Raw genomic sequence first — 21516 nt, forward strand, 5'->3', positions numbered from 1 at the left:
GTTACGGGTTGACCGCGGGGTCCGTGATCGCGCCGTCGGCCACCTTCCACTTGTCCAGCACGGCCTTGTACGACCCGTCGGCGATCAGCGCCTTCGTCGCGTCCCGGACGGCCTCGGCGAACGCCGCCTGGTCCTTGGCCACGACGTAGCCGTACGGCGCGGCCTCGTACTGCTTGTCGAGCAGCTCGAGGGCGTCGTTGGACTGGGTCACCGCGTACACGCCGACGGGGTAGTCGGCGAGCATCGCGTCGTCCTTGCCGGAGACCACCGCGGCGGTCGCGGCGTCCTGGCCCGGGAACTGCTCGATCGTGATCGCCGGCTTGCCGGCGTCGGTGCACGCCTTGGACCGCTTCTGGATGTCCTCGACCTGGACGGTGTCCTTCTGCACGGCGATCTTCTTGCCGCAGGCGTTGTCGAGGGTGACGCCGGCCGGGTTGCCCTTCTTGGTCACCCACTGGGTGCCGACCTGGAAGTAGCTGACCATGTTGGCCTGGCCCTTGCGGTCGTCGTTGATCGTGAACGACGAGACGCCGACCTCGTACTTTCCGGTATTGACGCCCGTGATGATGTCGCCGAACGGCGCCGAGACGAACTCCGCCTGGAGGCCGAGCTTCTGGGCGACCGCGGTGAACAGCTCCACGTCGAAGCCGATCGCCGTCTTGCCGTCCTGGTCAAGGAACTCCGCCGGGGCGTACGTCGTGTCGCTGCCGACGATGATCTTGCCGTCGGCCTTGATCGCGGCCGGCACCTTGTCCGCCAGGGACGTGTCCGCCGACGCGCTGACGGCCGGGCCGGCGCCGGGCTGCTCGGTGCCCTCCTCCTCGCCGCAGGCGGCGAGGGAGAGCAGCAGCGCGGCCGCGCCCGCGGCGCCGAGCGCCGCCCGCCGGCCACCGTTGAGCTGGAACATGAGGGGAACTCCTAACTGAGGGGGATCGCCGGTCAGGCTACGCCGAGGTACGCCTCTTTGACGGAGGGGTCGTGCAGCAGCTCCGCGCCGGTGCCGGACTTCACGATCCGGCCGGTCTCCAGCACGTACGCCCGGTGCGCGCGGGCCAGGGCCTGCTGGGCGTTCTGCTCCACCAGCAGGATCGTCGTGCCCTGCTGGTTGATCTCGGTGACGATATTGAAGATCTGCTGGATCAGCATCGGCGCCAGCCCCATGGACGGCTCGTCCAGCAGCAGCAGCTTCGGCCGGCTCATCAGGGCCCGCCCGACCGCCAGCATCTGCTGCTCGCCGCCGGACAGCGTGCCGCCAGGCTGCTTGCGCCGCTCGGCCAGCCGGGGGAACAGCCCCAGCACCCGGTCCAGGTCCTGCGCGATGCCGGCCCGGTCGCGCCGGGTGTAGGCGCCCATGTCCAGGTTCTCCAGCACCGTCATGCCCGGGAAGATGCCCCGGCCCTCCGGCGCCTGGCACAGCCCCCGCCGCACCCGCAGGTCCGCCCGGAGCTTGGAGATGTCCTCACCGGCGAACCGGATGCGGCCCGAGGCGATCGGCCGGATCCCGGAGATCGCCCGCATCGTGGTCGACTTGCCGGCGCCGTTGGCGCCGATCAGCGCCACGATCTCGCCCTCGTCCACCGTCAGGCTGATGCCGTGCAGCGCCTGGATCCGCCCGTACAGCAGGCTCACGTCGTCGATCTCAAGCAGCATCGTCCGGCACCCCCAGGTACGCCGCGATCACCTTCGGGTTGTCCCGCACCTCGGCGGGCAGCCCCTCGGCGATCTTCTTCCCGAACTCCAGCACCACGATCCGGTCGGTCACGCCCATCACCAGACGCATGTCGTGCTCGATCAGCAGCACGGTCACGCCGGTGTCGCGGATCTGGCGGATGAGCTGGAGCAGCTCCTCCTTCTCCGCCGGGTTGAAGCCGGCCGCCGGCTCGTCCAGGCACAGCAGCACCGGGTCGGTGGCCAGCGCCCGGGCGATCTCCAGCCGCCGCTGCTCGCCGTACGACAGGTTGCGGGCGAACTCGTGCATCCGGTTGCGGATGCCGACGAACTCCAGCAGGCGCTCGGCCTTCTCCCGGCCCTCGCGCTCCTCCCGCCGGTGCCGCGGCAGCCGGAACAGCGCGGAGATCACGCTCGTCTTGTGGTGCGCGTCCGCGCCGACCTGGACGTTCTCCAGCGCCGTCATCTCCGGGAACAGCCGGATGTTCTGGAACGTCCGCGCCATGCCCATCCGGGTGATCTGGTGCCGCCGCTTGCCGCTGATCTTCTGGCCACGGAACCGGATCTGCCCCTCGGTCGGCTGGTAGATGCCGGTCATGGCGTTGAAGCAGGTGGTCTTGCCGGCGCCGTTGGGGCCGATCAGCCCCAGGATCTCCCCCTTGTAGAGGGTGAAGTCCACATCGTTCAGCGCCACCACGCCGCCGAAGCGCAGCGTGACGTGGTCTACCTCCAACAGCGGCTCCCGCTGCGGCACCGTCTCGACGGCGGGCGCGCCCGCCTGGGCCGGAACCGCCCTGGTCTGCTCGGTGTCACTCACCGACGATCACCTCCTTGCGGCGGTCCTTGAACTCCGCCGCCCGTCGCCGGTTCGGGATCAGGCCCTGCGGGCGGACGATCATCATCAGCACGAGGACCAGGCCGAAGAACAGGAACCGCCACTCGTACAGCTCGATGCCGAGCAGCTCGATGCCGCGGAACCGCTCGATCATGTACGCCACCAGGCCGCCACCGACGATCGCGCCGACGATGTTGCCCGACCCGCCGAAGATCACCGCGGCCAGGATGATGATCGAGTTGAGCAGCTCGAAGTTCTGCGAGTTCACGAAGTTCTGCTTGCCCGCGAACAGGGCGCCCGCCAGACCCGCGATCGCCGCGCCCGCCGCGAACGCCCACAGCTTGAACTTGAACGTCGGCACGCCCATCAGCTGCGCCGCGTCCTCGTCCTCCCGGATGGAGATCCACGCCCGGCCCACCCGGCTGTGCGTCAGGTTCCGCACCCCGATCACCACCAGGATGATCAGCGTCAGCACCAGCCAGTAGTACGGGCGGGCATCCAGCACCCCGAAGAACGGCCTCCCGTCGGCGTACTTGCCCGGCGGGTGCGGGATCTGGCTGAAGCCCCGCTGCCCCTTCAGGAACGGCGAACTGACCGCCGCGATCCGGATCATCTCGGCGAAGCCGAGGGTCACCAGCGCCAGGTAGTCGCCGCGCAGCCGCAGGGTCGGCGTGCCCAGCGCCACCCCGGAGACCATGGTCAGCGCGATCGCGATCGGCACCACCACCAGCCACGGCCACAGCGTCTTGATGTCGCTGCTCGGCGAGGTCAGCACCGCCACCGTGTACGCGCCGACGGCGAAGAAGCCGAAGTAGCCCAGGTCGAGCAGGCCGGCGAAGCCGACCACGATGTTCAGCCCGACCGCCAGCAGCACGTAGATCGAGACGGTGAACAGCACCTGCGTGAAGTTCGCGCCCGGGGTCGGGATCGGCCCCAGGTACTGGTAGAACTCCTTGTTCGGCAGCGCGTAGAAGAACACGATCACCGCCGCCAGCAGCACCCAGCGCACCCAGCGCGGCGCGCCGTGCCACCGTTGCCCGACGGCCTCGCGGCCCGAGCGCACCTTCTCCAGGACCGTCGTCATGCCCGCGCCCTCCCCAGCGATTCGCCCAGCAGGCCGGTCGGCCGGAACATCAGCAGCACCACCAACAACGCGAAGGCGGCCAAGTCCTTCCACTGGCTGCCGAACAGGCCGGAGGCGTAGTTCTCGATCACGCCCAGCAACAGGCCGCCCAGCAGCGCGCCGCGCAGGTTGCCGATGCCGCCGAGCACCGCCGCGGTGAACGCCTTGAGGCCCAGCAGGAAGCCCACGCTGTAGGTCAGGGTCTGGATCCGCACGTCGTAGAGCAGGCCCGCGACACCCGCCATCGCGCCGCCGGCGATGAAGACCATCAGGATGATCCGGTCCTTGTTCACGCCCATCAGCGCCGCGGTGTTGGCGTCCTGGGCCACCGCCCGGATGCCCCGGCCGATCCGGCTGCGGTTGATGAACAGGTCCAGCGCGATCATCATCACCAGCGCGGCGCCGATCGTGAGCAGCTGCACCGGGTCGATCGGCACCCCGAACAGATGAAACAACGGCTTGGAGCTGACCAACGCCGGCGCGCCCTCCGGCAGCCGGCGGGTCCAGATGCCGAACGCCTCGGAGATCGCGATCGAGGCGCCGATCGCGGTGATCAGGAACGCCAGCGGCGGCGCGTTGCGCTTCCGCAGCGGCCGGTACGCCACCCGCTCGATCACCGTGGCGGTGCCCGCCGAGGCGATGGCCGCGACGATCATCGCCACCAGCAGGTAGAACAGGATCGAGCCGACCCCACTGACCGTCGAGTCCTGGTCGAGGCCGAATCCGTTCCAGGTCCAGATCGCGGCGAACGCGCCGGCGATGAAGACCTCGGAGTGGGCGAAGTTGATGAGTCTGAGCACGCCGTAGACCAGCGTGTACCCGAGCGCGACCAGGGCGTAGATGGCGCCCTGCGTCAGGCCGGTCGTGGTGAGTTCTCCGAAATTGGAGAACAGTCCGTCGAAGTTCAAGGAGGGACGCTCCGTCAGCTCTGGAGAAACAGAAGGTGCGGCCGGGAGCGAGCTCCCGGCCGCACCCGCGATCACGACTCAATCGCTTGTGGCAGCGACCGGCGTCAGGACTTGGGGATCTCCTGGTCCGGCACGACCTTGCCGCCCGTGACCTTGAACGCCCAGACCTTGACCTGCGCCGGGTCCAGCTCGCCGCCCTCGACGAACTTGTAGCTGGCCGCGACGCCCTCGCCGCTGTAGCCCTTCACAAACTCCAGCAGGCCCGCGCGGTCGGTCTTACCGGCCTTGATGCCCGCCAGCAGGATGTTCGCCGCGTCGAAGGCGGTGTCGCTGTAGGTGCCCGGGTCGACGCCGTTGAGCGCCTTGTAGTCCGCGGTGAAGGTGCCCCGGGCCTCGGCCGCCGGCTGGCACGGGCAGGTGAGGATCGTGCCCTCGGCCGCCGCCTGGCCGGCGGAGGTGATGTACGCCCCGTCGTTGACGCCGTCGCCGGCGACCAGCGGCGCGGTGACCCCGGCAGCCGAGAGCTGCTTGCGGATCAGGCCGGCCTCCTGGTAGTAGCCGCCGTAGAAGACCGCCTTGACGTTCGCCGTCTTGACCTTGGTGACCACGGCCGAGAACTCGGTTTGCTTGCCCTCGCCCTGGACCTTGTCCGAGCCGACGACCGCCGCGCCGAGCACCTTCTTGACCTCGTCGGCCAGGCCCTGACCGTACGCCGACTGGTCGTCGATGACGTACACCCGGTCGGCCTTCATCACGTTCTTGATGTAGACACCGGCGGCCGGGCCCTGGCTCAGGTCGTTGCCCACGGCCCGGAAGAAGGTCTTCCAGCTCTTCGTGGCCAGGGTCGGGTTGGTGGCGGAGGGGGTGATGGTGACGAGGCCGGCCTCGTTGAACAGCGGGCCGGCGGCCTCGGACTCACCCGAGTAGGCCGGGCCGACGATGCCCAGGATCTTGGTGTCGTCGATGGCCTTCTGCGCCAGACCCGGCGCCTGGTCCGGGCTGCCCTGCGAGTCCAGCTCGACGAGCTCGACCTTGCAGTCCGCGTTCTCCTTGTTGTACTTGTCGACCGCGAGCTTGACGCCGTTCCTCTCGTTGATGCCCAGCGCGGCGGAGCTGCCGGTGAGCGCACCGAAGAACCCGATCTTGCTGCCGCAGGCGTCGCCGCCGGACGCCTCGTCGCTGCTGCTGCTGGAGCAAGCGGTGCCGCCGGCGACGAGCGCCAGCATGGCGACCCCGCCGATCACGCGTGCGAGCTTCTGCCTCAAGGCCCGAACCCTCCTCCATCCCATGGCCCGAACCACCCGCCGCTCATTGGCTCTTGCAGGGCGGACGAACCAGACCGTCGTCGCCGGTCTGGGGCGGGACGTTATCCCACCCGGAAGCGGTGACAAAAGCCCTGCGAACACGGGTTGACCGAACCGTTACACGCCGTGGCGGATTGGAAACGATCGCTGTAAGAACCTTCGGTTCCGAGAGAGTCTCACCTTCCATTCGTCGGTAACGAGCGCACCTTTCTCCGCTCCCTACCGATCGACCTCCGCTCCCTACCGATCGACGCCCGGCAGCGGCGCCCACCAGGCGCTGGCCCCCCGGTCGTCGTCCGCCACCAGCACCAGCCGATCCCCCTGCGCCGCCACCGCCACCGCCGTGTCGCCGCCACCCGGCACCGCGACCGGCATCGTCACCGCCCGCCACGACGCGCCGCCGTCCACCGAACGCCACACCCGCCGCCCGCCGCCGTCACCGGTCGCCGCCACCAGGACCCGCCCCACCGCCACCAGACCCGACACCGACAGCACCCCCGGGCCCACGTGCCCGTACGCGGATTGCCGTGCACCCCGCCGACCTGCGCGCCCAACGCCGCCACCCGGCCGTCCCGGCACGCCGCCGCGTACAGCACGTGCTGCCGGCCGTAGAACGTCTCACCCCGCACCGGCAATGCCGACCAGGAGATGCCGTCCCCGCTCGACCACGCCGCCGGCCGCGTCCCGCCCGACGCGTCGGCCACCGCACCCACCGCGAACCAGCGGCCCCCGCACGCCACCGCGTCGCGCAGCACCAGCCGCCCCGGCCCGCCCGGCGGCGCCGGCAGGTCCACCGCCCGCCACTCCGGCCGCACCGGCTCAGGCGCGGGCGCCGGGCCCTCCGCCGACCGGCAACCGGCCAGCAGCACGGCACACCCGACCAGCACGCCGAGCGCCGCCAGCGGCCACCGACGAGGCATGCATCCGATCGTATCGATCGGACGGGCCGGCCGAAGCCCCCGAAGCCGTCAGGACGCCGGCTGGGCCACCTCGCCGCCAGCCGTCTCGGCGAGGATCCGCTCGGCGACCTCCTTCATGGTCATCCGGTGGTCCATCGCCGTCCGCTGGATCCACTTGAACGCCTGCGGCTCGCTCATCCCGTACGTCGTCATCAGCGCGCCCTTCGCGCGCTCGACCGTCTTGCGGATCTCCAGCCGGTCGGTCAGGCCCGCGACCTCCGCCTCCAGCGCGGAGATCTCCGCGTACCGGGACAGCGCGATCTCCACCGCCGGCACCAGGTCGCTCTTCTGGAACGGCTTCACCAGGTACGCCATCGCGCCGGCCGCCCGCGCCCGCTCCACCAGGTCCCGCTGGCTGAACGCGGTCAGGATGATCACCGGGGCGATCCGGGCGCCCGCGATCCGCTCGGCGGCGGCCAGCCCGTCCATGATCGGCATCTTGATGTCGAGAATCACCAGGTCAGGCTTCAGCTCGTCGGCGAGCCGGACGGCCGTCTCGCCGTCACCGGCCTCGCCGACGACCTCGTAGCCCTCCTCGACGAGCATCTCGGCGAGGTCAAGCCGGATGAGCGCCTCGTCCTCGGCGATCAAGACCCGCCTGCGCTCGGCATCCGTCTGCGTCTCGGCCACGAGCCTCTCCTACCAGTTCAAACTGACACCGCCGTGCCGGGTGTCGCGGCCCCTAGCCTAGTGGGTACTCTGTCAGTGCCGAATCACGGAAGCCCCTGTACTCCAACCGGGAGAGAGACGGAGCTCAAACCTCCGACAGTGTGGGTTCGAATCCCACCGGGGGCACAAACTGTCATACGTGCGTTCAAAACTGGGCACGTGCACCCACCTGAGATTCGCGCCCGAGCAAGACGCCTCTACCTGGCCGGCGCCACCGTCGCGGAGGCCGCCCGCGCCGTCGGAGTCTCCTACCCCACTGTCCGGCACTGGTGCAAAATCCGACCGGAGCCGAAGCCACAGGGCACAGCACTGCGCTGCTTCCGCTGCCGCACCGACGTCGGCAAGCCGACAGACCTCGGGCAGTATGCCTACCTGCTCGGCCTCTACCTCGGTGACGGCTACCTGGTTACCACCGCCCGGGTTCCGGTGCTGCGCATCTCCTGCGCCGATACGTGGCCCGGCCTGATCGACGCCTGTGAGGACGCCATGAAGAGGGTTCTCGCGACGGAGGTGCAGCGCGTCCAGCAACAGGGCTGCATCAGTGTGCAGAGCTACGGCACGCACTGGCCGTGTCTGCTGCCGCAGCACGGACCCGGCAGGAAGCACGAGCGTCCCATCGTCCTCGCCGACTGGCAGCGGGAAATCGTCACCGCCCATCCCGGGGACTTCGTGCGCGGCCTGTTCCACTCCGACGGCTGCCGGGTCGGCAACCGGGTCACGGTTCGCGGCAAGGCGTACGTCTACCCGCGTTACCTGTTCACCAACGAGTCCGCGGACATCATGGGGCGGTGCCAGTGGGCGCTGGGCCTGCTCGGCGTCGCCTGGAAGATGAACCGGCGCAACTCGCTGTCGGTCGCGCGCCAGGACGCGGTGGCCGCCCTGGACCGGCACGTCGGCCCGAAGTCCTGACCCGACGCGTCACGCGCTGCGGCACGGCCAGGCATCCTCGCCGAGTGCGTCGCCTGCGACGCGCCCAGCCTGCACGCCCTGACGAGGCAGGGGCAAGGCACTACTGCCCGACAACATCCACGAGGGGGGTCGCCCACGGCGGGTGGCCCGCCTCGCCGCGCAGCGGCCCTCACGGCAAAGGCGGCGAACGTAAGACTGACGCGCAGCGGACCCACCGCAGAATATTCTGTTTGTGGTCCTTCTACGGCGTGTGAATTCGGAGCAGGATGGGCGCATGCCCGTTTCACTGAACGACGTGCGGCCGTTCGCGGCCCTGGACGATGTCGATCGCGCGATTCTGCGGGAGCTGACGGCGGACGGCCGGCTGCCGAACAACGCCCTGGCGGAGCCGGTGAGGGTGGCGCCGTCGACGTGCCTGACGCGGACGCGGGCGCTGCGGGAGTGCGGGGCGATCCGTGGGTTCCACGCGGAGGTGGACCCGGCGGCGGTGGGGTTGCCGTTGGAGGTGCTGGTGTCGGTGCGGTTGGCGGCGCACGAGCGGGCTACACGCAGACGAGTTTGATTTTCGAGCAGGCGCGCGGAATGGGGTGAGCCACACGTGCCCGGCCGGGAACATTTCGGGCGCGCTGCGGGTTGGGGTGTCGCATGATCGACGTACCGTTGGCTGTTCTTGATCTTGCACCGGTCGCGGCCGGCGCGGGCGCGGGCGAGGCCCTGCGGCACACGACCGAGCTGGCCCGGCGCACCGAGGAGCTGGGTTACCACCGGTTCTGGGTGGCGGAGCACCACAACATGCCGGGGATCGCGAGTTCGGCGCCGGCGGTGCTGATCGCGCACCTGGCGGCGGCGACCTCGACGATCCGGCTGGGGTCGGGCGGGGTGATGCTGCCGAACCACGCGCCGCTGGTGGTGGCCGAGCAGTTCGGCACCCTCGAAGCGCTGCACCCGGGCCGGATCGACCTGGGCATCGGTCGGGCGCCGGGGACGGACCAGGTGACGGCGCTGGCGCTGCGCCGGACGATGGAGGGGCTGTCGGCGGAGGGCTTCCCCCGGGAGCTGGCGGACCTGATGAACTACTTCACGGGCGAGCGGCCGGGGCCGATCGTGGCCACGCCGGGGCGCGGCGAGCTGCCGGCGATCTGGCTGCTGGGGTCGAGCGGGTTCAGCGCGCAGCTGGCCGGGCTGCTGGGCTTGCCGTTCTCGTTCGCGCACCACTTCAGCGCGGCGAACACGCTGCCGGCGTTGGCGCTGTACCGGCAGCACTTCCGGCCGTCGCGGTATCTGGAGAAGCCTTACGCGATGGTCGCGGTCAACGCGGTCTGCGCGGATACGGACGAGCGGGCCCACTGGTTGGCGGGCCCGGCCGACCTGTCGTTCCTGCGGCTGCGCTCGGGGCGGCCGGCGGCCCTGGCCACGCCGGACGAGGCGGCGGCGTACCCGTACACGGAGCTGGAGCGGGAGTTCGTGACGCAGCGGCGGGAGGGGCAGGCGCTGGGGTCGCCGGAGACGGTGCGCCGGCAGCTGACGGAGCTGCTGGCCCGCACGGGGGCGGACGAGCTGATGCTGACGACGCTGGTGTACGACGTGGCGGACCGGGCGCGCTCGTACGAGCTGATCGCGGAGAAGGTGGCGGGCGGCCTGCGCCGCTGAGCCGCGGCGGCGCGGGTGGCACCGCGCCCGGCCGACGGGTCGGACACCTGCGCGAAACGCCCGAAACACGATCTTCATACCGGCGTCACCCCCGCTTCGCGGACGCCGCCTAACGTTGTCGCCGGTGGTGGTACGGCATCTCCCGGTCGGGACGGGTCGGGGAATGCCGCGGTGTGGTGCACCGGGCCGGAGCTGTGCGGATTCCGCGGCTGCGGCCCGGTGCCTGCCACCCCGGTGCGGACCGGGCTCTTGCCTCGGGTGGTTCCCGTTTGGTCGACTCGGCGGATGGCTGAGCACATGGACCCCGAGGAGTTCCGCCGGGCCGGGCACGCGGTGGTCGACTGGATCGCGGACTACTGGGCGACGCTGGGGCAGCGTCCGGTCACCTCGCAGGACCCGCCGGGGGCGCTGGCGGCCGCGCTGCCGGCCGGGCCGACCGCCGACGGCGAGCCGGTGGAGGCCGTGCTGGCCGACCTGGACGCCCTGGTCGCGCCCCGGCTGACGCACTGGCAGCACCCGGGATTCTTTGGCTACTTTCCGGCCAACACCTCCGGCCCGAGCGTGCTGGGCGACCTGGTCAGCGCGGGACTCGGCGTGCAGGGCATGCTGTGGGCGACCGGCCCTGCCTGCACCGAGCTGGAGACGGTGCTGCTGGACTGGCTGGCAGGCCTGTTGGACCTGCCGGAGCGGTTCCGCTCCACGGGTCGCGGCGGCGGGGTGATCCAGGACTCGGCTTCCTCGGCGACCCTGGTGGCCACCCTCGGCGCGCTGCACCGGGCCGGCGGGGGGCGGTGGCGCGAGGCGGGGATCGACCGCCGGTACCGGGCCTACACCTCCACCCAGGGGCACTCGTCGATCGAGAAGGCGGCGCGGATCGCCGGCCTCGGTTCCGACGGCGTACGAATGGTCGAGGTGGACCCGGAGACGCTGGCGATGCGCCCGGAGGCGCTGCGGGAGGCGATCCGGGCGGATCTGGCCGCCGGGGACGTCCCCGCGATCGTGGTGGCCACGATCGGCACCACCTCCACCACCGCCGTGGACCCGCTGCCGGAGATCGGGGAGATCTGCGCGGAGTACGGCGTCTGGCTGCACGTCGACGCCGCGTACGCGGGGGCGGCGGCGGTCTGCCCGGAGCTGCGCTGGTCGCACGCGGGGCTGGAGTACGCGGACTCGTACTGCTTCGACCCGCACAAGTGGCTGCTCACCGGGTTCGACTGCGACGCGTTCTGGGTGGCGGACCGGGGTGAGCTGATCGAGGCGCTGACGGTGCTGCCGGAGTACCTGCGCAACGCGGCGACGGAGTCCGGCGCGGTGATCGACTACCGGGACTGGCAGGTGCCGCTGGGCCGCCGGTTCCGTGCCCTGAAGCTGTGGTTCGTGTTGCGCTGGTACGGGGTGGAGGGGCTGCGGGCGCACGTCCGTGCCGGGGTGGCCCTCGCCGGCCGGTTCGCCGACCGCGTCCGGGCCGACGACCGGTTCGTCCTCGCCGGGCCGCATCCGTTCTCGCTGGTGTGCTTCCGGCTGGCCGCGGGGGACGAGGCCAGCGCGGAGCTGCTGTCCCGGGTCAACGCCACGGGCCGGGTGTTCCTGACCCACACCCGGGTCGGTGGCCGGTACACGCTGCGTCTCGTGGTCGGCTCGCCGCTGACCACGCAGTCGCACGTGGACGAGGCGTGGGCGCTGGTCAGCGAGGCGGCCGGCACGGTGCTGTCCGACGCGGGCTGACCCGGGCCGGCGGGCCGACCCGGGTGCGGCACGCGTGGGTGGTGCCGCAGGCCAACCGCGAGTGCCGTTCCGGGCGGCCCGCCGTCTACCGGGTGCTCAACCGGCCGCGCTCACCTCTCGACGGCGGCGAGCGGGACGGGCTGCGCCGGGGTCTCGTTCCGTGCGGGGGCCGCGGTGGCCTGGTCGCGGCGGTTGCGGCGCAGGGCGCGGACGGCCAGGACCATCGCGGCGACCCAGCCGGCGGCGAGCAGCCCGTACGCGAGCCACTGGACGCCGCCGGGCAGCTCGCCGGCCCGGACCAGGGTGCGGGCGTTGGTCAGCACGATCACGCCGCCGACGGTGGCGCCGAGCAGTTGGGCGGGGACGATCCGGATCAGCCAGGCGGCGACCGGGGCGGCGATCAGCCCGCCGATCAGCAGGGCGGCGACGGTCGGCAGCAGGAAGCCCTCGCTGCCGAGACCGATCAGGAAGCCGGCGCTTGCGGCGCCGGCCACCAGGAACTCGGCGGTGTCGACCGAGCCGATCACCCTTCGGGGCTCCATCCGCCCGGAGACGAGCAGCGCCGGGGTGGCGACCGGTCCCCATCCCCCGCCGCCGGTGGCGTCGACGAACCCGGCGACCAGGCCGAGCGGGCCGAGGAACCGGCCGCGCAGCCGCCCGGCGCCGGGGTTGACGCGCAGCGGCCGGGCGAAGCGCACGAGCAGGTACGCGCCGAGGGTGAACAGGATCGCGGCCATCCACGGGGCGGCGGCCTCGGTGGAGATCGCGCTGAGGAAGGTGGCCCCGCCGAACGCGCCGAGCGCGCCGGGGACGGCGATGCGGGTGACCACGCGCCAGTCGACGTTGCCGAACCGCCAGTGGGCCACCCCGGCGGCCAGCGTGGTGCCGATCTCGGCCAGGTGGACCGACGCGGACGCGGCGGCCGGGGCGACCCCGGCGACCAACAGCAGGGTGGACGACGTCAGGCCGTAGGCCATGCCGAGCGAGCCGTCGACCAGCTGCGCGACGAGCCCGACCAGAGCGAGGACCAGCAGCTTGCGCACGGGCGCCCCCTGACTTTTCGGCATGTCCTATCGACTTGGTCGACAATGCGGCACGGACGCGCTGCGGTCAAGCCCCCTATCGACTACTGGGACGCGCCGAACGGCCGGGGCGCCCGCGGCGAAGGGACGCCGCCGGAGGAATCGGTCAGCTCCAGGCGCGCGGGTCGGCGGCCAGCTCGTTGACCCGGCCCGGAAGGCTCCCCCTGGCCACGTCCGCCACGGTGACCAGTTCGAGGATCTCCCGCTCGCTGGCCCGCAGCGCGATCCACACGTCCTGCAGGGCTCGCGCCGCACCGTGGTACCCGAGCTGCTCGGGGCGCTGCCCCCGGACGTGCGCCAGCGGCCCGTCGATCACCCGGATCACCTCGGCGAGGGAGATCTCGGCGGCCGACCGGGCCAGCCAGTAGCCGCCCTCGGGGCCACGCTGGGCGTGCACGATGCCACCGCGGCGCAGTTGCAGCAGGATGCTCTCCAGGAACTTCGGCGGAATCTCCTGCGCCTTGGCGATCTGATCGGCGGTCACGGGGCGGGACCGCCCGGTGCCGGCGCGCTCGGCGACCGCGGCGAGCTCGGCGGCCGCGCGCAGGGCGTAGTCCACCCGGGCGGAGAGACGCATGTCCGACAGATTAGACCCCTGGTCAGCGGGCGGAGCTGCCGCCCCTCCGCCGAACGGTCGACCGGCCGCCCCGCTGGGCGGGGCGGTCAGCCGCCGACGCGGCGCAGCAGCCCCTCCTGCACCGCGCTGGCAACGTGCCGGCCGTCGGTGGTGAACATCCGGCCGGTGGCCAGGCCCCGGGCCCCGGAGGCGGACGGGCTCCAGCAGTCGTAGAGGAACCACTCGTCGGCCCGGAACGGCCGGTGGAACCACAGCGCGTGGTCGAGGCTCGCGCCGACCACGCCGCCGGGACCCCACACCTCGCCGTGCACCGACAGCACCGAGTCGAGCAGGGTCAGGTCGGAGGCGTACGTCAGGGCGCAGGCGTGCAGCAGCGGGTCGTCCGGGAGCTTGCCGTCGATGCGCATCCAGACCCGCTGGTTCGGGTCGGCGGGACGGTCGCCGGGGCGTACCCAGCCGGGCTCGCCGACGTAGCGCACGTCGATGGGGCGCGGGATCTGCCCCCAGATGCCGAGCCGCTCGGGGTAGCGGGCGAGCCGCTCGGTCATGGTGGGGACGTCGTCCGGGGCGGGAACGTCGGGCGGGGTGGGGGCATGGTGGTCCAGCCCCTCCTCGCGCTGCTGGAACGACGCCGACATGAAGAAGATCGGCCGGTCGTGCTGGAGCGCCACCGAGCGGCGCACCGAGAACGAGCGGCCGTCGCGGACGTTCTCCACCTGGTACTCGATCGGCTCGGACGGGATGCCGGGCCGGACGAAGTAGCCGTGCAGGGAGTGCACGAAGCGGTCCGGGTCGACGGTGCGCCCGGCGGCGACCAAGGCCTGGCCGGCGACCTGGCCGCCGTACACCCGTTGTGGGCCGACCGGGGGGCTCACCCCGCGGAAGGTCATCTCGGCGGTGTGCTCGAGGTCGAGGACCTCCAGCAGTTGGTCGACGGCCGCCTGGCCGACTGTGACCCCGTCGGTCACTGCAACGCCCGGGCGGACGCGGCGTCGACCAGCGAGCCGAGCTGGTGCACCCGCAGGGTGTTGGTGGAGCCGGGGGTGCCGGGCGGGCTGCCGGCGACGATCACCACGTAGTCGCCGGGGTTGGCCCGGTTGAGGCCGAGCAGCGCCTGGTCGACCTGGCGGAACATGTCGTCGGTGTGCTCGACGAACGGCATCAGGAACGTCTCCACGCCCCAGCAGAGGGCGAGCTGGTTGCGCACCTCGGGCACCGGGGTGAACGCCAGCAGCGGCAGGTCGCACTGCAGCCGGCTGAGCCGGCGCACGGTGTCGCCGGTCTGCGAGAACGCCACCATGGCCTTGGCGCCGATGGCCCGGGCGATCGACGAGGCGGCGACGGTGAGCGCCCCGCCGTGCGTACGCGGGTCGTGCTGCAGCCGGGGCACGGCGATGGAGCCGGACTCGGTGGTGTGGACGATCTTGGCCATGGTGCTGACGGTGAGCACCGGGTACTTGCCGACGCTGGTCTCGCCGGAGAGCATCACCGCGTCCGCGCCGTCGAGCACCGCGTTGGCCACGTCGGAGGCCTCGGCGCGGGTGGGCCGTGAATTCTCGATCATGGAGTCGAGCATCTGGGTGGCGACGATGACCGGCTTGGCGTTCTCCCGGCACAGTTGCACGGCGCGCTTCTGCACCAGGGGGACCTGGTCCAGCGGGAGCTCGACGCCCAGGTCGCCGCGGGCGACCATGACGCCGTCGAAGGCCAGGACGATCGCCTCCAGGTGGTCGACCGCCTCGGGCTTCTCCACCTTCGCGAGCACCGGCCGGTGCACCCCGACCTCGGACATGATCGCGTGGACCAGCTTGATGTCCTCCGCCGAGCGGACGAACGACAGCGCGATCAGATCGACCCCGAGACCGAGGGCGAAGCGCAGGTCCTCGGCGTCCTTGTCCGACAGGGCCGGAACGCTGACCGCCACGTTGGGCAGCGAGACGCCCTTGTTGTTGGAGACCGGCCCACCCTCGGTCACCAGGCAGCGGATGTCGTTGCCGACCACCTCGCTGACCTCGACGGCCACCCGGCCGTCGTCGATCAGCAGCCGGTCGCCGGCCTTGACCTCGCGCGGCAGCCTCCGGTAGGTGCAGGAGACCCGGTCCCGGGTGCCGACGACGTCGTCGCCGGTGATCACCACCGAGTCGCCGGTGCGCCACTCGTGCGGGCCGTCGGCGAACCGGCCGAGCCGGATCTTCGGGCCCTGGAGGTCGGCGAGGACGGCCACGGGGTGACCGGTGGCGTCGGCGGCCTCCCGGACGAGCCGGTAGACCGCCTCGTGGTCGGCGTGGCTGCCGTGGCTGAAATTGAGTCTCGCCACGTTCATGCCCGCCTCGACAAGGCCCCGGATCCGCTCCGGGGACGAGGTGGCGGGGCCCAGGGTGCAGACGATCTTCGCGCGGCGTGTCACGCCCATCAGGCTAGTCTCTCCTTCGGGTCGGACTGCGGGCCGACCCCTTGCGGACTGCGGAACAATTGTCCAACGACGCGCCACGCCCGCGCAGCCGGCGGACGGAACCGCACCGGAATCGTCGTGCGGAGTCGTCGTGTCGGCGGGCATCGGCGACCGCGCGCCCGGAATCGTACCGCTCGGCCTCACCCGGCGCTGGTGCCGCTCCCCCGCCTCCGGCACTCCGCTTCGGGAGAATTCCGGACGACCAGGTCGCCGCCGCTGTCGGCTTCCGGTCAGCGCTCGGCGCGGCGGCCGGAAGGCCCGGCGAACCGTTCGGGGGCGACGCCCGGCCGGGGCGCGGGGTAGAACGGGTGCTGCGCCCCGCCGCGGGGCCGACGCCGACGGGAGGGGACGGAATGGCCGTGCCGGAGCACGACGAGGAGATCGAAGAGAGCCCGGTCGACTGGGTCGCCAGCCACGTCCGCCGGTACGTGGAGACCGACGGCGCCGAGGGGAGCTTCCACGGCTACGACGCTTTGTTGATCACCACACGGGGCCGCCGGTCCGGCAAGCTGCGACGCACGGCGCTGATCTACGGCCGCGACGACGACCGGATCGTGCTGGTGGCGTCCAACGGCGGTGCGGCCAGGCACCCGAACTGGTACCTCAACCTCAGCGCCGAGCCGGCGGTAGAGATCCAGATCGGCGCGGAGCGCTTCCGGGGCCGGGCCCGGACGGCCTCCACCCGGGAGCGGCCCCGGCTGTGGGAGTTCATGACGAGGGTCTTTCCCCGGTACGCCCGCTACCAGCGCAACACCGACCGGGAGATCCCGGTGGTCGTGGTGGAACGCGCCTGACGCTTCCCCGGGGTCCGGCGCCGCGTCCGGCATGAGCCGGCGCCGGGCGGACGGGTCCTCCCGTCCGCCCGGCCAGGCTTCACAGCGCGAAGCAGTCGGGCCGCACCGGCGAGTCGGTGAGCGCGCCCCGGACCACCGTGTACGTGGTGCCGTCGACGACGAGGCCGACGTGCCCGACGACCCGCAGCAGGCACCAGTCCTGGATCAGCACGTTGGTCGCCCCGTCGGCGAGGCTGGCGTTACCGACCGGTTGGACCAGCTCGTCCTGGAGGGTGCGAACGGTCGTCCAGCGCACGTCGCCCGGGGTGTCGTCGCCGCTGTTGAGCGTGGCCAGGAAGCTGGACCCGATCGTCATCTGCTGGCAGGCGACGATGCCGAGGCAACTGCCCACGCCGAGGAACTTGGCGATGTTGGCGACGTACGTGCCGTACTGCGGGGAGCCGAGGCTGATGTAGCGGCCGACCTTGCTCGCGCCGCCGAGGTACTTGATGTACCAGCGGGAGACCAGCCCGCCCTCGGAGTGGCCGACCACGTCGACGCGGGCCGCGCCGGTGGCGGCGCGCACCTGGTCGACGTACCCGGCGAAGGCGCGCGCCGAGGCGGTGACGTCGCCGAAGCCGAGGCCGGGAAGCTCGTAGCTGGAGACCCGGTAGCCGTCGGCCCGCAGCCGGGCGGCGAGGGGCTCGTAGGCGAAGGCGACGCCACTGAGCCCGCCGACGACGATCACCGGATTGCCGGCGGCGGCCGTGGCGAGGGGCGCGGGCGCGGCGGCGGCGGCGGCCGGCGACGGTACGGCCAGCGCGGCGGCGGCCGACACCGTGAGGGCGGCGACGATCTTTCGGAGCAGCATGGGCTGCACCTCCTGGTGGGGGGTCCCGGGGGATGCCGGGAGGAGGTCAGTGAGCGGTCCGATCGATCGTGCAGAGAGAATGACCTTTGTCATCCAGAAACGTCAATAAGAAGTTATGGACGGGTAACACGTTGTCGCGCAGGAAGCGCGTTCCGGCATATCGGGCGGGTTCGGCGATCAGGCCCGAGCGCGAGTGACTCCGGGACCCTCCACCGTCCCCCGCGCCACGGCGCCGGTCCCCGCGCCGAAGAACCAGCTCACCGTGGTGGCCGCCGGGGATCTACTGGTGCACCCACCACTCACCGAGCAGGCGGCCGCCGACGCGCAGGCGGCGGGCCGTACCGGTCACGACTTCACCCAGGTGCTCGGTGCGATCCGCCCCCGGGTGAGTGCCGCGGACCTCGCCATCTGTCACATGGAGACGCCGCTGGCGGATCCGCAGGGTCCATTCACCGGATGGCCCGCCTTCAGCGTGCCCCCGGAGCTGGCCGACGCGGCTGCCTGGGCCGGATTCGACACCTGTTCCACGGCATCCAACCACTCACGGGACACGGGCCTGGAGGGCATCACCCGAACCCTGGACAACCTCGACCGGGTCGGGTTGCGGCACGCCGGCACAGCCCGCAACACGGACGAGGCGGCCCGGCCGACGATCATGGACGTTGCCGGCGTGAAGGTCGCCCAACTGTCGTACGCGCTGAGTTTCAACGACATCCCGCTGCCGTCCGGGAAGCCGTGGGCGGCCAACCTCATCGACCGGGATGCCATCCTCACGGCGGCGCACCAGGCGCGGGCGACGGGCGCGGAGATCGTCATCCTCTCGATGCACTGGGGAACCGAGTACCAGAACGCGCCGAACGACGACCAGCTGGATCTTGCCCGGGAGCTGCTCGCCTCGCCCGACATCGATCTGATCATCGGACACCACGTCCACGTGGTACAGCCGTTCGAGAAGATCGGTAGGAAGTGGGTCGCCTACGGGATGGGCAACCTGACCGCCCGGTTCGACGACAGTTCGCCGGAGAACACGCAGGACGCCGTGGTGCCCGAGTTCACCTTCACCCGGACCGCTCCGGGTAGCTGGGAGGTCACCGGGGTGAGCGTGCTGCCGACCTGGATGGAGTACCGGCCGGCGGCCCGGGTGGTCAACCTGGTCAGCGCCGCCAAGGACCCGGCGGTGTCCGCCGGGCAGCGGGCGCACTATGCCGAGATCGAGAAGCGGATCAACGGGTACGTGGGCATGCGCGGCGCCTTCGAGGCGGGGCTGCTTCCCCTCTCCTGACGCTACTAGCCGGCGCCTGCCGGGCTCGCTCAGGCGGGGCGGATCGCCGCCGCAACGGCGCGCAGCTCCGCCTCAGGCACCCGCTCCGGGTCGGCGAGCACGTCGACCGCGACCCCGGGCCCGACCAGCGAGAACGCCTCGCCGTCGCCGGCCAGTCCCGGCACACCGCCGGTGTCGAACCCGTCGAGCCGCCAGTCGTCGGCGTCCCGCTCGTGGTACGCGGCCAGGAAGTCGCGCAGCTCTTCGAGCGTGGTCAGCCGCCCGGCGCGCAGGACGTGCACCCGCATGTCGACCCGGTAGCCCTCCTCGACCTGCCGCTCCCACACCCGGGTACGGAAGCGCACGTCCTCCCACTCGCTGGCGAAGTCCGACACCTCCGCGCCGACCCCCGCCGGCACGTACCCGATCACGAACCCGTCCAACTCCTCGCTCACCGACATCCTCCCCACTGCCCGGCCCGGTTCCGAAGCCAATCTTGGACACTTCTCGTCCACAGAGGACGACAACTGTCCAAGATCAGGCCGTGCTTCCCGTCGTACGGTCCCACTCCAGCAGGGCGAGGAGCCCGCGCAGGGCCGGGTTCGTGCTGTCGCGGGGCCAGGCGAGCCCCACGTCGACGGTGGGGGTCGGCGCCGTGAACCGGCGCAGCCGTACGCCGGGGACCCGCAGGGCGCGGGCCCGGCCCGCCGGAACGGCCGCCACGACGTCGCCGCCGGCCACCGCCCGCAGCAACTGCTCGTCGTCCGGCTCCTGGCGGACCAGGCGGAAGCCGCCGCCCGGCCAGACCTGGGCGATCGTCCGGTCGAACATGCCCGGGCCGTTCTCGCGCGGCCACATCACCGCCGGCAGGTCGACCACCTCGGCCCGGCTGATCCGGCGGCGGCCGCTGGCGAGGGGGTGCCCCGCCGGCAGGGCCAGCAGCAGTTCCTCGGTGTCGACGGTCCGGCAGACCAGCGCCGGCTCGTCGACCGGCGGGCGGACGAAGGCCGCGTCGAGCCGGCCGGCGAGCAGGCCGGCGACATTCGGGGCCGTCCAGGCGGTCTCCGAGACCACCTCGACGTCCGGGTGGGCGGCCCGGAACCCGGCGACCAGCGCGTCGACCCGTCCGCCGCGCGCCGACCGGGTGTACGCCAGACGCAGCCGGCCGCCCCGGCCCCGCACCAGGTCGCGGATCCGGGCGGTCCCCGCGTCCACCTCGGCGAGCAGCCGGGCGGCCTCGTCGGCGACCCGCGCGCCCACCTCGGTCAGGGTGCAGCCGCGGCTGGTGCGGTGCACGAGCGGCACGCCGAGCTGGCGTTCCAGGGCCCGGATCTGCTGGCTGAGGGCGGGCTGGGCGATGCGCAGCCGGGCGGCGGCCCGGGTGAAGTGCAGCTCCTCGGCGAGCACCGCGAAGTAGCGCAGCCGCCGCAGGTCCCACCAGGCGTCCCGGTTGGACGGATCGGACATGGGACGATCATAAGCGCCGCTTATCGCCCGCTGCCCGATCCGTCTTGGACGGCGGGCCGCCGCGGCGGCGACGATCCGAGGCCAACGGCACGAGCAGGCCGGCGGTCACGTTTCCGGGCCGACGGCACGACGGGGCTGGCGGCCACCTATCCCGGCCGACGGCACGAGCAAGCCGACGGCCACCTCTCCAGGCCGACGGCACGAGCAAGCCGACGGCCACCTCTCCGGGCCGACGGCGCTAGGGACGGGAGCGGACGATGACGCGGACGAGGGACGTGACGGTGGTCGGTGGCGGGGTCGTCGGGATGACGGCGGCGATCGTCCTCCAGGAGCGGGGCGCACGGGTGACGGTGCTGGCGGCCGACGACCCGGCGGACACGGTGTCGACCGTGGCCGCCGCGGTCTGGTACCCGAGCCACACCGACCAGGACCCGAGGGTCCTGCGCTGGGCGCGCGAGACGCACGCGGAGCTGACCCGCCAGGCGGCGGCCGGCGCGCCGGGGGTGGTCGCCCGGCCGACCCGGATGTGGCTGCGCCGGCGCTACACGGGCCCGCCGTGGTGGGCCGAGGCGTGCGGGGATCTGGTGGCCGAGCCCGCGCAGCCGCCGTACGCGGCGCTGCTGCGGTTCACGGCGCCGACGGTGGAGATGACGCCGTACCTGGCCTGGCTGCGGCAGCGGCTGGAGGCCGGCGGCGGGCGGGTACTGCGCCGCCGGGTGGAGCGCCTGGCCGACGCGTTCGACACCGCGCCGACGGTGGTCAACGCGACCGGCCTGGCCGCCGGCCGGCTCGCCGCCGACCCGGCCGTGCATCCGGTGCGCGGGCACCTGGTGCTCGTGGCGAACCCGGGCCTGACCACCTCGGTCCGCGACGAGGAGGACCCGGCGGGGATCACGTACGTGCACCCGCGCCGGCACGACGTGGTCCTCGGCGGCACGTACCAGCCGGGGGTGGCGCACACCGGCCCCGACCCGGAGACGGCGGCGGCTATCCGGCGTCGGTGCGTGGCGCTGGTGCCGGAGCTGGCCGGCGCCCCCGTGCTCGGGGAGCGGATCGGGCTGCGGCCGGCCCGGCACGGTGGCCCCCGGGTCGAGGTGGACCCGGACCCGGCGGGCCCGCCGGGAAGCCGGTTGGTGCACGCGTACGGCCACGGTGGCGCGGGGGTCACCCTCTCCTGGGGCTGCGCCGCCGAGGTGGCCGATCTCGCCCTCCTCCCCGCCTGACCCGCTGCCGGCGAGCGCGCAGATTCACGGAAAGAGTGGGCATTCCCGCCCGGATGGCCA

General features: G+C 72.3%; 22 protein-coding genes, 1 tRNA gene and 1 pseudogene. 8 read left to right on the top strand and 16 right to left on the bottom strand.

Features of this window, described 5'->3' with window-relative positions; genetic code table 11:
- Window position 1: 1 nt before the first annotated feature.
- From JD77_RS02630 to JD77_RS02665, 9 genes are all read right to left on the bottom strand, one after another.
- Window positions 2-907, bottom strand: coding sequence for an ABC transporter substrate-binding protein (locus JD77_RS02630; RefSeq protein ID WP_145772872.1), 906 nt, complete (start codon window positions 905-907; stop codon window positions 2-4).
- A 32-nt stretch (window positions 908-939) separates the two neighbouring features.
- A complete protein-coding gene (locus JD77_RS02635) occupies window positions 940-1650 on the bottom strand; it encodes an ABC transporter ATP-binding protein (RefSeq protein ID WP_145772873.1) in 711 nt (236 codons plus the stop codon).
- On the bottom strand, window positions 1640-2485 hold the full coding sequence (locus JD77_RS02640) for an ABC transporter ATP-binding protein (protein ID WP_145772874.1): 846 nt from the start codon (window positions 2483-2485) through the stop codon (window positions 1640-1642). The genes JD77_RS02635 and JD77_RS02640 overlap by 11 nt, the downstream gene beginning before the upstream one ends.
- A complete protein-coding gene (locus JD77_RS02645; protein WP_145772875.1) occupies window positions 2478-3587 on the bottom strand; it encodes a branched-chain amino acid ABC transporter permease in 1110 nt (369 codons plus the stop codon). Before JD77_RS02645 ends, JD77_RS02640 begins: the two co-directional genes overlap by 8 nt.
- Window positions 3584-4534, bottom strand: coding sequence for a branched-chain amino acid ABC transporter permease (locus tag JD77_RS02650; RefSeq protein ID WP_145772876.1), 951 nt, complete (start codon window positions 4532-4534; stop codon window positions 3584-3586). Before JD77_RS02650 ends, JD77_RS02645 begins: the two co-directional genes overlap by 4 nt.
- Before the next feature lie 104 nt (window positions 4535-4638).
- Window positions 4639-5799, bottom strand: a complete 1161-nt coding sequence (locus JD77_RS02655) for a branched-chain amino acid ABC transporter substrate-binding protein (protein WP_145772877.1) — start codon at window positions 5797-5799, stop codon at window positions 4639-4641.
- 279 nt (window positions 5800-6078) lie between these two features.
- The gene (locus JD77_RS32720) at window positions 6079-6219 is read right to left on the bottom strand and encodes a hypothetical protein (RefSeq protein ID WP_211372472.1); all 141 of its coding nucleotides are present in this window, start codon (window positions 6217-6219) and stop codon (window positions 6079-6081) included.
- On the bottom strand, window positions 6216-6758 hold the full coding sequence (locus tag JD77_RS02660; RefSeq protein ID WP_211372473.1) for a hypothetical protein: 543 nt from the start codon (window positions 6756-6758) through the stop codon (window positions 6216-6218). Before JD77_RS02660 ends, JD77_RS32720 begins: the two co-directional genes overlap by 4 nt.
- Window positions 6759-6806: 48 nt before the next feature.
- Entirely contained in the window at window positions 6807-7427 is a 621-nt protein-coding gene (locus tag JD77_RS02665) for an ANTAR domain-containing response regulator (protein ID WP_145772878.1), read from the bottom strand.
- A gap of 91 nt (window positions 7428-7518) precedes the next feature.
- On the opposite strand from JD77_RS02665, the gene JD77_RS02670 reads away from it, so the two are divergent.
- From JD77_RS02670 to JD77_RS02690, 5 genes and pseudogenes are all read left to right on the top strand, one after another.
- Window positions 7519-7592, top strand: a tRNA-Leu gene (locus JD77_RS02670).
- A 33-nt stretch (window positions 7593-7625) separates the two neighbouring features.
- Window positions 7626-8375: a helix-turn-helix domain-containing protein gene (locus tag JD77_RS02675; protein ID WP_145772879.1), complete on the top strand. Its 750-nt coding sequence runs from the start codon at window positions 7626-7628 to the stop codon at window positions 8373-8375.
- Window positions 8376-8649: 274 nt separating this feature from the next.
- A pseudogene (locus JD77_RS02680) lies at window positions 8650-8919 on the top strand (Lrp/AsnC family transcriptional regulator); the annotation flags it as partial.
- 101 nt (window positions 8920-9020) lie between these two features.
- Window positions 9021-10025 carry an LLM class flavin-dependent oxidoreductase gene (locus tag JD77_RS02685; RefSeq protein ID WP_211372474.1) on the top strand — a complete coding sequence of 335 codons (1005 nt, stop codon included), beginning with the start codon at window positions 9021-9023 and terminating at the stop codon, window positions 10023-10025.
- 285 nt (window positions 10026-10310) lie between these two features.
- Complete coding sequence (locus tag JD77_RS02690; protein WP_246140504.1) at window positions 10311-11750, top strand: pyridoxal-dependent decarboxylase; 1440 nt, start codon at window positions 10311-10313, stop codon at window positions 11748-11750.
- A 110-nt stretch (window positions 11751-11860) separates the two neighbouring features.
- On the opposite strand, the gene JD77_RS02695 is transcribed toward JD77_RS02690, so the two are convergent.
- The 4 genes from JD77_RS02695 to pyk all read right to left on the bottom strand — a co-directional run bounded on the left by JD77_RS02695 (window position 11861) and on the right by pyk (window position 15822).
- Window positions 11861-12793 (bottom strand): sulfite exporter TauE/SafE family protein, encoded by a 933-nt coding sequence (locus JD77_RS02695; RefSeq protein WP_145772881.1) that lies wholly within the window; start codon window positions 12791-12793, stop codon window positions 11861-11863.
- A 145-nt stretch (window positions 12794-12938) separates the two neighbouring features.
- A complete protein-coding gene (locus tag JD77_RS02700) occupies window positions 12939-13409 on the bottom strand; it encodes an RrF2 family transcriptional regulator (RefSeq protein ID WP_145772882.1) in 471 nt (156 codons plus the stop codon).
- An 86-nt stretch (window positions 13410-13495) separates the two neighbouring features.
- On the bottom strand, window positions 13496-14377 hold the full coding sequence (locus JD77_RS02705; RefSeq protein WP_145772883.1) for an acyl-CoA thioesterase: 882 nt from the start codon (window positions 14375-14377) through the stop codon (window positions 13496-13498).
- Window positions 14374-15822 carry a pyruvate kinase gene (gene pyk / locus JD77_RS02710; RefSeq protein ID WP_145772884.1) on the bottom strand — a complete coding sequence of 483 codons (1449 nt, stop codon included), beginning with the start codon at window positions 15820-15822 and terminating at the stop codon, window positions 14374-14376. Before pyk ends, JD77_RS02705 begins: the two co-directional genes overlap by 4 nt.
- A gap of 392 nt (window positions 15823-16214) precedes the next feature.
- Here pyk and JD77_RS02715 point away from each other — a divergent pair, with 392 nt between their 5' ends.
- Window positions 16215-16655 carry a nitroreductase family deazaflavin-dependent oxidoreductase gene (locus JD77_RS02715; protein ID WP_145772885.1) on the top strand — a complete coding sequence of 147 codons (441 nt, stop codon included), beginning with the start codon at window positions 16215-16217 and terminating at the stop codon, window positions 16653-16655.
- Between the two features lie 79 nt (window positions 16656-16734).
- Here the strand turns inward: JD77_RS02715 and JD77_RS02720 are convergent, their stop codons facing one another.
- Complete coding sequence (locus JD77_RS02720; protein ID WP_145772886.1) at window positions 16735-17505, bottom strand: esterase/lipase family protein; 771 nt, start codon at window positions 17503-17505, stop codon at window positions 16735-16737.
- Between the two features lie 193 nt (window positions 17506-17698).
- Here JD77_RS02720 and JD77_RS02725 point away from each other — a divergent pair, with 193 nt between their 5' ends.
- Window positions 17699-18787, top strand: a complete 1089-nt coding sequence (locus JD77_RS02725; protein ID WP_145772887.1) for a CapA family protein — start codon at window positions 17699-17701, stop codon at window positions 18785-18787.
- A gap of 29 nt (window positions 18788-18816) precedes the next feature.
- Here the strand turns inward: JD77_RS02725 and JD77_RS02730 are convergent, their stop codons facing one another.
- Window positions 18817-19227, bottom strand: a complete 411-nt coding sequence (locus tag JD77_RS02730) for a hypothetical protein (RefSeq protein WP_387228413.1) — start codon at window positions 19225-19227, stop codon at window positions 18817-18819.
- Window positions 19228-19303: 76 nt separating this feature from the next.
- Window positions 19304-20233 carry a LysR family transcriptional regulator gene (locus tag JD77_RS02735; protein ID WP_170286362.1) on the bottom strand — a complete coding sequence of 310 codons (930 nt, stop codon included), beginning with the start codon at window positions 20231-20233 and terminating at the stop codon, window positions 19304-19306.
- A 257-nt stretch (window positions 20234-20490) separates the two neighbouring features.
- On the opposite strand from JD77_RS02735, the gene JD77_RS02740 reads away from it, so the two are divergent.
- Window positions 20491-21456 carry an FAD-dependent oxidoreductase gene (locus tag JD77_RS02740; protein WP_145772890.1) on the top strand — a complete coding sequence of 322 codons (966 nt, stop codon included), beginning with the start codon at window positions 20491-20493 and terminating at the stop codon, window positions 21454-21456.
- Window positions 21457-21516: the final 60 nt, after the last annotated feature.

Source organism: Micromonospora olivasterospora, assembly GCF_007830265.1.
GTDB classification, from domain to species: domain Bacteria; phylum Actinomycetota; class Actinomycetes; order Mycobacteriales; family Micromonosporaceae; genus Micromonospora; species Micromonospora olivasterospora.

Coding starts and splice junctions, on each gene's coding strand:
- JD77_RS02635 (WP_145772873.1), bottom strand. CDS start 1,650: ATGCTGCTTGAGATCGACGACGTGAGCCTGCTGTACGGGCGGATCCAG.
- JD77_RS02715 (WP_145772885.1), top strand. CDS start 16,215: ATGGCCGTGCCGGAGCACGACGAGGAGATCGAAGAGAGCCCGGTCGAC.
- JD77_RS02730 (WP_387228413.1), bottom strand. CDS start 19,227: ATGTCGGTGAGCGAGGAGTTGGACGGGTTCGTGATCGGGTACGTGCCG.
- JD77_RS02685 (WP_211372474.1), top strand. CDS start 9,021: ATGATCGACGTACCGTTGGCTGTTCTTGATCTTGCACCGGTCGCGGCC.
- JD77_RS02660 (WP_211372473.1), bottom strand. CDS start 6,758: ATGCCTCGTCGGTGGCCGCTGGCGGCGCTCGGCGTGCTGGTCGGGTGT.
- JD77_RS02735 (WP_170286362.1), bottom strand. CDS start 20,233: ATGTCCGATCCGTCCAACCGGGACGCCTGGTGGGACCTGCGGCGGCTG.
- JD77_RS02645 (WP_145772875.1), bottom strand. CDS start 3,587: ATGACGACGGTCCTGGAGAAGGTGCGCTCGGGCCGCGAGGCCGTCGGG.
- JD77_RS02630 (WP_145772872.1), bottom strand. CDS start 907: ATGTTCCAGCTCAACGGTGGCCGGCGGGCGGCGCTCGGCGCCGCGGGC.
- JD77_RS02720 (WP_145772886.1), bottom strand. CDS start 17,505: ATGCTGCTCCGAAAGATCGTCGCCGCCCTCACGGTGTCGGCCGCCGCC.
- pyk (WP_145772884.1), bottom strand. CDS start 15,822: ATGGGCGTGACACGCCGCGCGAAGATCGTCTGCACCCTGGGCCCCGCC.
- JD77_RS02700 (WP_145772882.1), bottom strand. CDS start 13,409: ATGCGTCTCTCCGCCCGGGTGGACTACGCCCTGCGCGCGGCCGCCGAG.
- JD77_RS02690 (WP_246140504.1), top strand. CDS start 10,311: ATGGCTGAGCACATGGACCCCGAGGAGTTCCGCCGGGCCGGGCACGCG.
- JD77_RS02740 (WP_145772890.1), top strand. CDS start 20,491: ATGACGCGGACGAGGGACGTGACGGTGGTCGGTGGCGGGGTCGTCGGG.